The organism is Klebsiella sp. K-3 (assembly GCF_051207495.1).
Taxonomy (GTDB): domain Bacteria; phylum Pseudomonadota; class Gammaproteobacteria; order Enterobacterales; family Enterobacteriaceae; genus Klebsiella; species Klebsiella aerogenes.
Genome location: NZ_JBPNXF010000011.1, coordinates 36,219 through 49,727 on the forward strand (window position 1 = coordinate 36,219; position 13,509 = coordinate 49,727).

At 55.2% G+C, this 13,509-nt stretch carries 12 protein-coding genes; 4 read left to right on the forward strand and 8 right to left on the reverse strand.

From position 1 onward, the window contains the following. Positions 1-88 precede the first annotated feature (88 nt). The 6 genes from ACSEMK_RS18565 to aspA all read right to left on the reverse strand — a co-directional run bounded on the left by ACSEMK_RS18565 (position 89) and on the right by aspA (position 7,818). Complete coding sequence (locus ACSEMK_RS18565; protein WP_435336624.1) at positions 89-2,176, reverse strand: DUF1176 domain-containing protein; 2,088 nt, start codon at positions 2,174-2,176, stop codon at positions 89-91. Between the two features lie 65 nt (positions 2,177-2,241). Continuing rightward, positions 2,242-2,817, reverse strand: coding sequence for a transcriptional regulator (locus tag ACSEMK_RS18570; RefSeq protein ID WP_113374765.1), 576 nt, complete (start codon positions 2,815-2,817; stop codon positions 2,242-2,244). A 35-nt stretch (positions 2,818-2,852) separates the two neighbouring features. Then, positions 2,853-4,565, reverse strand: coding sequence for a protein-disulfide reductase DsbD (locus ACSEMK_RS18575; RefSeq protein ID WP_430915350.1), 1,713 nt, complete (start codon positions 4,563-4,565; stop codon positions 2,853-2,855). Continuing rightward, positions 4,541-4,864 (reverse strand): divalent cation tolerance protein CutA, encoded by a 324-nt coding sequence (cutA, locus tag ACSEMK_RS18580; protein ID WP_032715456.1) that lies wholly within the window; start codon positions 4,862-4,864, stop codon positions 4,541-4,543. The genes ACSEMK_RS18575 and cutA overlap by 25 nt, the downstream gene beginning before the upstream one ends. 99 nt (positions 4,865-4,963) lie before the next feature. Continuing rightward, positions 4,964-6,265: an anaerobic C4-dicarboxylate transporter gene (locus tag ACSEMK_RS18585; RefSeq protein WP_047040086.1), complete on the reverse strand. Its 1,302-nt coding sequence runs from the start codon at positions 6,263-6,265 to the stop codon at positions 4,964-4,966. Between the two features lie 116 nt (positions 6,266-6,381). Then, complete coding sequence (gene aspA / locus ACSEMK_RS18590) at positions 6,382-7,818, reverse strand: aspartate ammonia-lyase (protein WP_045380159.1); 1,437 nt, start codon at positions 7,816-7,818, stop codon at positions 6,382-6,384. A gap of 335 nt (positions 7,819-8,153) precedes the next feature. On the opposite strand from aspA, the gene ACSEMK_RS18595 reads away from it, so the two are divergent. Next, positions 8,154-8,624, forward strand: a complete 471-nt coding sequence (locus ACSEMK_RS18595) for an FxsA family protein (protein ID WP_015368667.1) — start codon at positions 8,154-8,156, stop codon at positions 8,622-8,624. A gap of 31 nt (positions 8,625-8,655) precedes the next feature. Here the strand turns inward: ACSEMK_RS18595 and yjeH are convergent, their stop codons facing one another. Then, a complete protein-coding gene (gene yjeH, locus ACSEMK_RS18600; protein ID WP_213317935.1) occupies positions 8,656-9,903 on the reverse strand; it encodes an L-methionine/branched-chain amino acid transporter in 1,248 nt (415 codons plus the stop codon). A gap of 231 nt (positions 9,904-10,134) precedes the next feature. Between yjeH and ACSEMK_RS18605 the strand changes: the two genes are divergently transcribed. The 3 genes from ACSEMK_RS18605 (at position 10,135) to ACSEMK_RS18615 (ending at position 12,593) form a co-directional block, all read left to right on the forward strand. Beyond that, on the forward strand, positions 10,135-10,428 hold the full coding sequence (locus ACSEMK_RS18605) for a co-chaperone GroES (protein ID WP_003855929.1): 294 nt from the start codon (positions 10,135-10,137) through the stop codon (positions 10,426-10,428). A gap of 37 nt (positions 10,429-10,465) precedes the next feature. After that, entirely contained in the window at positions 10,466-12,112 is a 1,647-nt protein-coding gene (groL, locus tag ACSEMK_RS18610; protein ID WP_015368665.1) for a chaperonin GroEL, read from the forward strand. A gap of 127 nt (positions 12,113-12,239) precedes the next feature. Further along, entirely contained in the window at positions 12,240-12,593 is a 354-nt protein-coding gene (locus tag ACSEMK_RS18615) for a DUF4156 domain-containing protein (protein ID WP_015368664.1), read from the forward strand. A gap of 42 nt (positions 12,594-12,635) precedes the next feature. On the opposite strand, the gene yjeJ is transcribed toward ACSEMK_RS18615, so the two are convergent. Further along, positions 12,636-13,499, reverse strand: a complete 864-nt coding sequence (yjeJ, locus tag ACSEMK_RS18620; RefSeq protein ID WP_308958329.1) for a YjeJ family protein — start codon at positions 13,497-13,499, stop codon at positions 12,636-12,638. Positions 13,500-13,509: the final 10 nt, after the last annotated feature.

The window sequence follows — 13,509 nt, forward strand, 5'->3', positions numbered from 1 at the left end:
CCCACTGCGTCAATGAAATTTCTCTATTTATTGTTTGATTGCTTATCTTTGCGGCAATTCCGCACCAAAAGGGGCGTTTTGCTTAAAATCACATCACGCCGTTATCGCCTTCGCGGACTCTCCAGCCGCGGGTGATGGCGATGGCATGGCGTTTTCCGGAGATGTCATAATCGCCAACGATCTCTTCGTCATCTCGTGGCGAATTGATGGTTAAGATCGCATCCACCCCGTGGCGGTAAGCGCCATGATGGCTGAAAATGGTGCCGATAAAGCATTTATCGTTGAGCCACACCGGGATCCACGCCACCGTTTCAACGGTGTAGTGCCCCGCAGCGCCGCCATAGTAGCTGTCCACATCATCTTTAGCGGTACCGGGGGGAACAGGGCAAATCGGCTCATCGTTATCGTCAGCAGGTTTATCCTTTAGCAGGCTACCTTGCATGACGTCCAATGACTTCAATAAGCCCGCTTTATCTTTATCGTTTAAGGCTGGGGTGGGTGACTGCCCGTTTTCCGCAGCGCTAATGATATTGAGGTTATAACGGTAGCGGATGGTGATGGCCGGCGTCAGGTCGCTCTGGTTAAACGGACGCAGCAGATAGAGGTTATCTTCCCCAAACACGCCGTTAAACCACAGGGCGTAAACCTGGCCGTTGATTCTGACCCAGCGGCTCCACTGGTTCGCTCCGCGATCGTTAATAGAGTAAAGGGCGCCGGGCACGCCGGCATCGAAGTTATCGTCGTCATTGCTGTCGGCATCGTTCACCGATTCAAAGGCGTTATCACCGCGTTTCAGCACGCCGGTATAGCTGAACAGGCCGGTACCGCCAACATAGCTATCGATGATGAGATCGCGTTTGCCGTCGCCATCGAGGTCGATAAGCGTGAAGCTGACTTTGCCGTTTTCCGAATCGGCGCTGATATCGGAATGTAAAAACGCCTGCCACTCATCGTCGCTGATATCCGCCGCTGGCTTGGTGGTTGAGACCGGCGCGTCGTCGGCATAGGTGAGGGTAAAGTGGCTGATGTGTCCGCTGAGCGGAAACTGTTCCGCAATGTTCTCTAATGCAAGTTCCGGGTTGCGTTTTTGCTCTTTTAGGACCGCGTCGTGCAACGTCTTCAGCGCGAGTATATCGGCCTCTCGTTGCTTGCGGGGAATAACCTTGCTGACGAAGGTAGGAAGCTGCCAGGTTCCGCCTGGGGTGATTTCCCGACACATGCCGGTACTGTATTTCAGACTTTGCACAAAAGCTTTGCCATCCCACACTCGCTCTTCTCCGCTGACGCAGTCGGCGACGCCACGTCCCTTGTTGAAGAAGGCGATTACGCCATCGTTATAGCTGGAAGCATCCGTAGTAATGAGCTGTGGCCTGGCGGTCTGTGTGTTATCGACAACCCACATCGCGTAGCCGTCGTTATAGGCGGCGCGCCAGCACAGAGTCTGCAGTAGCGAGTGATTTTTATCCAGCGAAGTGAGGGTGATTTGTCGTTCGCTGGTCGGAATATCGGCGTTTTGCCTGTCATCACACTGGCTGTTGAGCGCGATTTCCAATTGCGGTAGCCATTTCTGCTGTTGTTTCGCGTTGAGCGCAACGGGCTGGGCGCTGTGAATAAACGGCGCGCTCAGGATCTCCGGCGCGGGAATGGCGCGCAGAACGGTGCTGTCGTCACCGTCGCCTTTACGTAACAGCGCATCGGCGGTGCCGATCCGCCGCTGGAATTCATCGATCTTGAGGAACACCGCGCTGCTGCCCGCGTTCGACAGCCGCTTGCGCTGGCCATTGAGCGATAGCTCGATTTTCGCGTTTTGCTCCAGGGCGGTAATAAGCGCGCTGGTTTGCGTACTGTCGAAATGAAAATGGCTGTCGTCGATAGCCTCAAGCGTCCCGCGATCGCTATCGTTGATAAAAAGATTTACGCTGGCATCTGGCGGAATATCGTGCTCGGTCTGCGCAAACGTGACCTGCGCGGTTGCCTGCCGCCCTGCGCCTGCACTGCGAGTCAGCAGGACGCTGACTTCGCCCATTGTCGCGCCATAGCCCGCAGCCCGGCAGGTGCCGGTATTATCGCAGGCGACTTCCCAGTCTTTGTAGGCGAAAGAGAAACCGCGAGGAGGGGCGGCCATCAGCGAGGTCGAACAGAGCCCCATTACGGCGGCCCAGAGAAGTGGACGCATATAGATCCCTGCCACAGAAAGTGTCAGGGAATTATATGCGCCTTGCAGGGCTTGGGAAATCCGAATTACGTGAGCGCGCCGCCCATCCGGCAGCGGGCAAAGCGCAGAATATCTTCCGCCAGACGCTGGGCGGTATCGACGTCGGCCTGGCTGCGTTTGATCAACATGCGGCTCAGGCAGCCTTCGACAATTAATTCCATCTGCTTAGCGACCATTTCCGGGTCATCCACCTCAAGCAGGGTCAGCAGCTCGTGCGTGTAGGCCAGCGAAGCCTGCTTCTGCTGTTCCGCTAACTGGTGAATTGGGTGCTGGGCATCCGGATAGAATGTACAGGCGGCGATAAACAGGCAGCCCGGATAGCGGTGGTTGCTAACGCATTTGGTCAGCGCGCTATAGCGCGCCAGCAGCTTTTGTTCTGCGCTCAGCGTCTCATCCAGCAACAGCTGGCGACGCCAGGCATCAACCTGCTGACTTAAATAACGCAGGGCGTCATAAAGCAGCGCTTCGCGGTCGGGCCAAAAGCGCTTGAGGTCATCAAGCGGGTATGCGACGCGTTCGGCGACCATTTCCAGCGTGGTGTTGGCGATACCCTCGATTTCAAGAATTTGTATGGCCTCACCCAGGACATCTTCACGTTGCACGATAGTCTCCTCCATTTATCCTCCTCAAGTGTCGTTCACGGTTGCCAATCGCGCAAATGGGCGCTGAATGCCGTAGCATCCATAAACCCGGTGACGCGCTGCGCGGGCTGTTCTTCTCCCTGCGCGTTGAAGAACAGAATCGTCGGCAAGCCGAGCACCTGTAAATGTTTCAGCAGAGCTGCGTCTTGCGCGCTGTTCTTAGTGACATCCACTTGCAACAGAACGGTCTCTTTTAGGGCCTGTCGCACTTCAGGAGCGCTAAAGGTATATTTTTCGAACTCTTTGCAGGCCACGCACCAGTCGGCATACAGATCGAGCATGACCGGTTTCCCTTTGGCCTGAGCCAGCGCCTGGTTGAGTTCATCAACGGTGCTGACGCGGGTAAATTCCAGATGCGCCTGCTGCTGGACGGCCGGTGCGCCAAAGGCCCAATCCTGCAGCGGACGCGCGCTAACCAGCGCGGCGGCCAACATGATGATTTGCACCAGACGCAGCCAGGGTTTGGTGGCGCCAAGCGAGGTGATAAACGCCCAGCTAAAGAAGGCGACGCCAAGCAACGACCACAGACGTAAACCCCAGGCTTCGCCGATAACGCGTTCCAGTAAAAAGACCGGCAGCGCGAGGATCACGAAGCCAAACGCGGTCTTGACATGAGCCATCCACGGCCCGCTCTTCGGCAGCAGACGGTTACCGAACACGGTCACCAGGATCAGCGGCAGCCCCATTCCCAGCGCGTACAGATACAGCGTGCCGCCGCCGAGCCACAGGTTACCGCTTTGAGCGATATACAACAGAATGGCGCTAAGCGGGGCCGTAGTGCAAGGGGAACAGATAAGCCCGGCGATGGCGCCCATTGCAAACACGCCGCCCGGCGAACCACCCTGGCGCTTGTTGCTCATCAGCGTCAGTCGGGTTTGCAGCGATGAAGGCAGCTGCAGCGTAAACAGGCCGAACATCGACAGCGCCAGCGCGATAAATACCGCTGACAGCCCAATTAATACGTAAGGGTGCTGCAGCGCGGCCTGGAATTGCAGACCGGCGGCGGCTACGACCAGCCCCAGCGCGGTATAGGTAACCGCCATCCCCTGGACATAAATAAATGCCAGCAGCAGGGCGCGCGCCGTTGATAAGCGCTGTTTACCGCCGAGGACAATCCCGGAAATCAGCGGATACATCGGTAAAACACAAGGCGTAAAGGCGATACCGATACCAATCAGCAGCGCCCATAGCGCTGAAAACGGCAGCGACGCGGGTTCCGCGCCGGTCTGGCTGCCGCTGGCGGGTGCTGAAGGTTGGTCTGCCAGCGCCTTGCCGGAGTGAGCGAGCACCGCGCTGAGCGGCACGATTTTGGTCTCCGGCGGGTAGCAGAACCCGGCGTCGGCGCAGCCCTGATAGGTAACGGTCAGCGTGGCTGTTTTGCTGGCTTGCGTGAGGCTAATCGGTAATGTCAGACGCTGACGATAAATTTCGCTTTTGCCATAAAACTCGTCTTCATGCCATTCGCCAGGCGGTAGCGAAGGGGCGACGATCGCAGCGTCCTTTGCCGTCAGCGTAATCTGCTTACGGTAGAGGTAGTAGCCATCCTTGATGCGCCAGCTCAGGTTGAGGTCGTGTTGATTCTGCTGAAAGTCAAAGGCGAAAGCCCGATCGGCAGGCACGAAGTTTGAACGCCCGGGGGCGTCAAACAACCCGGCGCTGGCGGATGCGCTGCACAGTAGCAGGATCAGCGTAATGATGCGTTGAGCCATGAGAGGTAATCGTTGTCTCCGTGAGTAACCGGCAGGACCAGTAGTTCGGGGGTTTGATACGGGTGATGGGACTTCAGGCAGTCCAGTAACGCCTGCTGATGGGCCAGGTTGGTTTTGAGCAGCATCTGGACTTCATACTCCTGCTCAAGCTTTCCTTCCCAGTAGTAGAGCGACGTCGCTCCCGGCAGGATGGTGGCGCAGGCGGCGAGTTTTTCTCCGAGCGCTTTGGCCGCCAGATCCTGGGCGGTCGCTTCATCCGGCGCGGTACAGAGTACAACAACAGCATCAGGCGTAGTCATCGTGAACCTCGTATCAGCGAAAAGAGGCACTATAGCATGCATGATGCGGGGAGATTAACCAAAGGGGCCAGTTACTTTACTGGCCCCTTTTTAACGATCTTAAAGCATGAGGCCGCCGAAGATGAATCCGAGGATCACGCAAAGCGTAATGGCGATGACGCCCGGGATCAGGAAGGCATGGTTAAAGACATATTTGCCGATACGCGTGGAGCCGGTGTCGTCCATTTCGACCGCTGCCAGCAGGGTCGGATAGGTTGGCAGCACGAACAGCGCTGAGACCGCCGCGAATGAGGCAATTGCCGTCAGCGGGGTGACGCCAAGCAGCAGCGCGGCGGGCATCAATGCCTTGGTCGTGGCAGCCTGTGAATAGAGCAGCGTAGCGGCGAAGAACAGCACCACCGCCAGCAACCACGGATAGTTTTGCAGCAGATCGCCCGCTACCGTCTGGATATCGGCAATGTGCGCTTTAACGAAGGTATCCCCGAGCCAGGCGACGCCGAGCACGCAGACGCAGGCGCTCATTCCTGACTTAAAGGTGCTGGCGTTCAGCACTTCGCCGGTATCGATTTTACAGGTGATGCTAATCAGCGTGGCGATGGTCAGCATGAAGACCACGATCGCTTCGTTACGCGGCAGCACCGGGTTCTGGATCAGGCCGACGGTGTCGCTGATGGCGGTAGCGTAGAACATGACCGCGACGATGCCGACGAGGAACAGCAGAACGGAGCGTTTAGCATGCGGCTTCAGCTCGAAGACCTGACTGCCGCGCAGGCTCACTTCCCCTTTTGCCAGCCGTTCCTGATATACCGGGTCGTCTTTCAGCTCGCAGCCGAGGAAGTTACAGACGACGGCGGTCAGCATGACGGCAATCAGGGTAACCGGCAGGCAGATCGCCAGCAGCGTCAGGTAGCTGACGCCAAGTGGTTCGAGAATACCGGCAAAGAAGACCACTGCCGCGGAGATAGGCGAGGCGGTAATCGCAATCTGCGAAGCGACAACGGCGATGGAAAGCGGGCGGGAAGGGCGAATACCCTGTTCTTTCGCCACTTCGGTGATGACTGGCAGGGTAGAAAACGCGGTATGACCAGTGCCTGCCAGCACGGTCATAAACCAGGTGACCAGCGGCGCAAGGAAGGTAATGTACTTGGGATGGCGGCGTAGCATACGTTCGGCGAGGCTGACCAGATAGTCCATCCCTCCGGCGACCTGCATCGCGGCGATAGCGGCGATAACCGCCATGATGATTTCAATGACGTCAAAGGGGATCGCCCCGGGTGGAATTTGAAAAATTAAGGTTAAGACGAGGACGCCGAGGCCACCGGCAAAGCCGATACCAATGCCCCCGAGTCGGGCCCCCAAATAGATTGCCAGCAGGACAACCACGAGCTCTGCACCAAACATATATGCCTTCCTTGTTTTTTAACAAGTTGATATTGAATTGTTGTCGTTTCGTAAACCCAAAAAAGCAAAAAGGCATGTCATCACTGACATGCCTTTGGTTAGTTTACCCTGAAAGCTTACTGTTCGCTTTCATCGGTATACCGTTTTGCTTTATAAGCCGGATGCATCAGGTTTTGCGGGGAGAAAATGTCATCCAGTTCGGCTTCGGTCAGCAGCCCGCGCTCCAGCACCACTTCACGTACGCTCTTACCGGTTTCGGCGCAAATCTTACCGACGATATCGCCATTGTGGTGGCCGATGAACGGGTTGAGGTAGGTAACGATACCGATGGAGTTGTAGACGTAGCTTTCGCATACCGCTTTGTTAGCGGTAATGCCGTTCACGCATTTTTCCAGCAGGTTGTAGCAGGCGTTGGTCAGGATGTGGATAGATTCAAACATCGCCTGGCCAATCACCGGCTCCATAACGTTCAGCTGCAGCTGACCGGCTTCGGAGGCCATGGTCACGGTGGTATCGTTGCCGATAACTTTGAAGCACACCTGGTTAACCACTTCCGGCACCACCGGGTTAACTTTTGCCGGCATGATTGAGGAACCGGCCTGCAGCTCTGGCAGGTTGATTTCATTCAGGCCAGCGCGCGGGCCGGAAGAGAGCAGGCGCAGGTCGTTACAAATCTTGGACAGTTTGACCGCCAGGCGTTTCAACGAACTGTGAACCATCACATACGCGCCGCAGTCAGAAGTCGCTTCAATCAGGTCTTCCGCCGGAACGACCGGCAGGTTGCTGACTTCCGCCAGTTTCTGTACCGCCAGCTGCTGGTAGCCGTCAGGGGTGTTCAGGCGAGTCCCGATTGCGGTCGCGCCGAGGTTCACTTCCAGCAGCAGCTCTGCGGTACGCAGAATGCTTTTGGTTTCTTCGTTCAGCAGTACGTTAAAAGCGTGGAATTCCTGGCCGAGGGTCATCGGCACCGCATCCTGTAGCTGCGTGCGGCCCATTTTCAGGACGTCCTGGAACTCAACGGCTTTCGCCTGGAAGCCTTCGCCCAGCTGTTTGATAGCATCGATTAATTTGAGAATCGATGCATAGACCGCGATGCGGAAACCGGTGGGGTAGGCGTCGTTAGTGGACTGGCATTTGTTGACGTGGTCATTAGGGTTGAGGAACTGGTATTCACCTTTCTGGTGGCCCATCAGTTCCAGACCGATATTCGCCAGCACTTCGTTGGTGTTCATATTGACGGAGGTGCCCGCGCCGCCCTGGAACACATCAACCGGGAACTGGTCCATGCATTTACCGTTGTTCAGCACTTCATCGCATGCCGCGACAATGGTGTTCGCTACGCTTTTAGGAATGGTTTGCAGTTCCTTGTTAGCCAGCGCGGCGGCCTTCTTCACCATCACCATGCCCCGAACAAACTCAGGGATGTCGCTAATCTTGTTGTTGCTGATGTAGAAGTTTTCAATCGCTCTCAGAGTATGAACGCCATAGTATGCGTCAGCTGGAACTTCCCTGGTGCCCAACAGATCTTCTTCGATACGAATGTTGTTTAACATGTGAACCTTCTTTTTCAAGCTGCCAATGAATTCACCAAATACACAGAATTTATAGGATTTAGCGTATTTTCAGACCGAAGATTATTTCCTTAACCGGCCCGGTGCCCACGATCATATGCTGATGATAGCGAAGTTCAGTAACCTTGATCACTTATTATATAGCGCGGCGGATAAGAATTATTAATCTGTGAAATGAGTCACCGCTTTACTATTTTTGAAAAAAATGCCGTTGTCGTTGATTGAAAAATGGCGCGCCAACCCCACATTCCTATGACGCGAATAGCAAATTTATCACTACGGGCGTCTGCTACGACGGCCGATTGAAGGAGACGCCGGTGCGTTGGATCCCATTTATTGCCTTTTTCTTATACGTTTACGTCGAGATCTCGATCTTTATCCAGGTCGCGCACGTGCTTGGCGTGCTGTTGACGCTGATCCTGGTTATCTTTAGCTCGGTTGTAGGGATGTCGCTGGTCCGCAACCAGGGCTTCAAAAACCTGATGCTGATGCAGCAGAAAATGGCGGCTGGCGAAAGCCCTGCCGCAGAAATGATTAAAAGCGTGTCGCTGATTATCGCCGGGCTGCTGCTGTTGATCCCGGGCTTCTTTACCGACTTCCTCGGTCTGCTGCTGCTGTTGCCGCCGGTGCAAAAGCTGATGACCTTAAAACTGATGCCGTATCTGCGCTTTAGCCGGATGCCGGGCGGCGGTTTTAGCGCCGGCGCTGGCAACGGAGACACCTTCGAAGGGGAGTTCCAGCGCAAAGATGACGAACGAGACCGTCTGGATCACAAAGACGACCGCTAAAACGACAAAACCGGCCTGCGCCGGTTTTTTGTTATCGGCTTGCTGAAGGTGAGCGTGCAGGTAAGGCGAACCACAGCACCGCCAGCATAATAATGGCGTACAAGCTCTTCCAGCCGACCATTGCTAACAGCAAAATGCAGAGCACGCTTCCCACGATGGCCAGCACGCGGTATTTATCGTGCAGGAGTCGGCATCCCGCCAGCATGCACAGCAGATAAATCATGATGAAAATGCCGTTGGCATAGACGATCAACGCATCGAGATTAATGTTCAGCCAGTAAATGCACAGCGTACTAAGTACGCAGCAGCCTAAGACCGTATTCAGGGCGTTGCGCGGTACCTGGCGCGGCGACAGGCGGGCCAGGTAGCTCTCCGGCTTGAACTGCGCCTGCGACCAGACCAGGCGGGCAAAACTTTGGATATAGATATTAAGGCTGGCGAAGCAGGCGAGATAGCCGATTACGCAGGCAACCCACAGCGCCTGCACGCCGAACAGTCGCACCACGATGTTTGGCAGCGAAGCCGCCGCCGCCATTTCCTCACCGAAGGCGTGAAAATGCAGAACGACTACCGTACAGCCCCAATAAACGGTTCCTGCCAGCACCAGGCCAATCATCAGCGCTCTAGGGAAGTCGCGCTCCGGACGTTTAAACTCTGATGCCAGATGAGCAAAGGCTTCCAGGCCGACGAAGCACCAGAACATCACCGATAGGGCCGCAAACAGCTGTGATGTGTCGACATCTTTAGGCTCCGGGAAAGGGATCTGCGCCGGGTTTATGCCGCCGCGCCACCAGATGGCGACGATCAGCGCGACAATCAATATCGCAACCAGCGTCTGTAGATTGGCGCTGGAACTGGCGCCGCGCGAGCCCACCCACCAGACGATCGCTAGCGTGCCGAGCTCGGCAAGCAGCAGCTGAGTATCGTGCCAGCCGAACAGCGCCTGGCCAAAACCGGTGGCGATATGCAGGGCGGCGGGTAAGCCCACCGGGATCACCGATAAAAACAGCCAACCGGTTACCCGCGCCAGACGTGGGCCGAACGCCATATCCACAAAATGAGCCACGCCGCCAGCGCTGGGAAAGTGGCGCCCAAGCACGGCAAACACGATAGCGATGGGAAAGACCAGCAGAATCAGCGCCGGCCACGCCCACAGGCTATTATCGCCTGCGACCAGCGCCGCCAGCGCCGGTACGGCGAATACGCCGGTTCCCAGTAGTGATGTTGAAAGTAACCCGACTCCCTGACCTAATCCCAGCTCCTGTTTTAAACCACTCATGACTCAACCCTGCGCGCGGCAAAAAAACGATGTTATCACAACCCTTTGCGCCAGAAAGCGCAGCCGCCACGCGAATATTTTTGCGCGTCAGCGCACAGGCGGAAATTTTTTTTTAATTTTCCCCTTGAAGCGGTAAATGGCCATCCCCATCTCTCTCTGCACTAGTCGGAAACCGTTTACGGCCCGGCGCCATCCATAACTGATAATGACTTTCTCGAAGGAGAGCTATCAATGAGTATTCGTCCGTTACATGATCGTGTGATCGTCAAACGTAAAGAAGTTGAAACCAAATCTGCAGGCGGCATCGTTCTGACCGGTTCTGCGGCAGCTAAATCAACTCGTGGCGAAATCATCGCTGTCGGTAAAGGCCGCATCCTGGAAAACGGAACTGTGCAGCCGCTGGACGTTAAAGTTGGTGACATCGTGATTTTCAACGATGGTTACGGCGTGAAGTCTGAGAAAATCGACAACGAAGAAGTGCTGATCATGTCCGAAAGCGACATCCTGGCAATTGTTGAAGCGTAATTCGCACGACCCTGAACGAATTTGAGGAATAAAAGAAATGGCAGCAAAAGACGTAAAATTCGGTAACGACGCTCGTGTAAAAATGCTGCGCGGCGTAAACGTACTGGCAGATGCAGTTAAAGTCACCCTGGGCCCGAAAGGCCGTAACGTTGTTCTGGACAAATCCTTCGGCGCGCCGACCATCACTAAAGATGGCGTTTCCGTAGCTCGTGAAATCGAACTGGAAGACAAATTCGAAAACATGGGCGCGCAGATGGTGAAAGAAGTTGCCTCTAAAGCGAACGACGCTGCAGGCGACGGTACCACCACCGCAACCGTACTGGCTCAGGCTATCGTTAACGAAGGTCTGAAAGCCGTTGCCGCGGGCATGAACCCGATGGATCTGAAACGTGGTATCGACAAAGCTGTCGTTGCCGCTGTTGAAGAACTGAAAGCCCTGTCCGTACCGTGCTCTGACTCTAAAGCCATTGCTCAGGTTGGTACTATCTCCGCTAACTCCGACGAAACCGTAGGTAAACTGATCGCTGAAGCTATGGATAAAGTCGGTAAAGAAGGCGTTATCACCGTTGAAGACGGCACCGGTCTGGAAGACGAGCTGGACGTCGTTGAAGGTATGCAGTTCGACCGTGGCTACCTGTCCCCTTACTTCATCAACAAGCCGGATACCGGCGCTGTTGAACTGGAAAGCCCGTTCATCCTGCTGGCTGACAAAAAAATCTCCAACATCCGCGAAATGCTGCCGGTCCTGGAAGCTGTAGCGAAAGCTGGCAAACCGCTGGTTATCATCGCTGAAGACGTTGAAGGCGAAGCGCTGGCGACCCTGGTGGTTAACACCATGCGCGGCATCGTTAAAGTTGCTGCGGTTAAAGCGCCGGGCTTCGGCGATCGTCGTAAAGCCATGCTGCAGGACATCGCGACCCTGACTGGCGGTACCGTTATCTCTGAAGAGATCGGTATGGAGCTGGAAAAAGCGACTCTGGAAGACCTGGGTCAGGCGAAACGCGTTGTTATCAACAAAGACACCACCACCATCATCGATGGCGTTGGCGAAGAAGCCGCAATTCAGGGCCGCGTTGCTCAGATCCGTAAGCAGATCGAAGAAGCGACCTCTGATTACGACCGTGAAAAACTGCAGGAGCGTGTGGCTAAACTGGCCGGCGGTGTTGCGGTAATCAAAGTCGGTGCTGCTACCGAAGTTGAAATGAAAGAGAAAAAAGCGCGCGTTGACGATGCCCTGCACGCGACCCGTGCTGCGGTTGAAGAAGGCGTGGTAGCTGGCGGCGGCGTAGCGCTGGTCCGCGTGGCGGCGAAAATCGCTGGCCTGACCGGTCAGAACGAAGATCAGAACGTCGGTATCAAAGTTGCGCTGCGCGCAATGGAAGCGCCGCTGCGTCAGATCGTTTCCAACGCCGGTGAAGAGCCGTCTGTGGTTGCCAACAACGTGAAAGCAGGCGACGGTAACTACGGTTACAACGCGGCTACCGAAGAGTACGGCAACATGATCGACTTCGGTATCCTGGACCCGACTAAAGTCACCCGTTCTGCGCTGCAGTACGCGGCATCCGTTGCTGGTCTGATGATCACCACCGAGTGCATGGTGACCGACCTGCCGAAAGGCGACGCGCCTGATTTAGGTGCTGCTGGTGGCATGGGCGGCATGGGCGGTATGGGCGGCATGATGTAATCGTGCGCTATACGGCATAAAAATGCAGAAACCCCCGGTCAGAAATGGCTGGGGGTTTTTCTTTTTGCTGGCTTTTTAGTATAAGGTTTACATCCGGGCCAGTGCGTCCAGCTCATTGGGGAATAACATGCAGGTAAAATATTTAGCAGGGATTGTCGGCGCAGCATTATTGTTAGCGGGTTGCAGTTCCAGCAACGAATTAACCGCAGGCGGCCAGAGCGTGCGTTTTGTTGAAGATAAACCGGGAACGGAATGCCAGCTGTTAGGGACGGCAACCGGTACGCAAAGCAACTGGCTGTCAGGCCAGAATGGCGATGAAGGCGGCTCGATGCGCGGCGCGGCGAATGCCCTACGTAACCAGGCTGCGGCCATGGGCGGTAACGTCATTTATGGCGTGAGCAGCCCGACGCAAAACCTGCTGTCGAGCTTTGTTCCGACCGATAGCCAGATGAACGGCCAGGTTTATAAGTGCCCGAACTGATGCGTTAAGCACTCTCTGCACAAGCAGAGAGTGCTTAACAACTTATGCCTCAAGCGCTGCTTTGGTAGCCACGTAGAATTCACGCAGCGACAGCATACATTCATCTCTGGTCAGCATTTGTCCCGGTGAGGATGGAATTACCTTACTGAAGATTTGATACGGCGTATGCTGGCTGTGGACCTGTTTTAGCTTCTGACTCTTTTCAAGCAGACGCAGCACGATACTCTTTTCAACATCGGACTGATGCGCGGCGCTGGTTTTAATCACCGCACCGGAGAGTACTTTTTTACCCTCCTCCTGCTCGTAGCTGTATAACACGGCCAGATGGTGGCTAAACAAATTCAGCTTCCACTCTTCCTGAGCATATTGCTGGTACTCAATGTTAGGTTGGGTCGTTAAATCGACGGTATACAGCAGTACATAATCCAAAGCCAGCGCCAGGTACTCATTTAATTTCGTATCAGCAACCATTTTTAGTGATTGATTGATACCCAGAATCAACGCCTCTACCTGCCGGTCGTCAATCCGTAATGTCGCGATTTGCTCGTTCTGCAGCATCAGGATCAGCGTTGACTCATTTACCCCCGGTTTCAACGTGATCGACATGATCCGCAGCTCCGGATTGGGGTTTTGTACCTCTACCATATCGACTGCCGGGGTGTTGGCGATGAGCTCATTATTGTAGGCAATAAGCTCCTCTTTCAGCGTATCGTCGCTTTGCTGCAAGCGCTGTAAGAAAACAGACATTCGAGTTGTCAGGACCATGAGCAGGTCAGCCAGCGCCGGCGCCTGTAAATAGAACGTCCGACACAGGCCATTCTGGTTTTGTACTTTCAGCAGCAGCGCCATGAAATGGTCTTCATAGGTAATTCCGGCGGTGTTAAAACCAATAAACGTTCCTTGCATATTCTTCTCC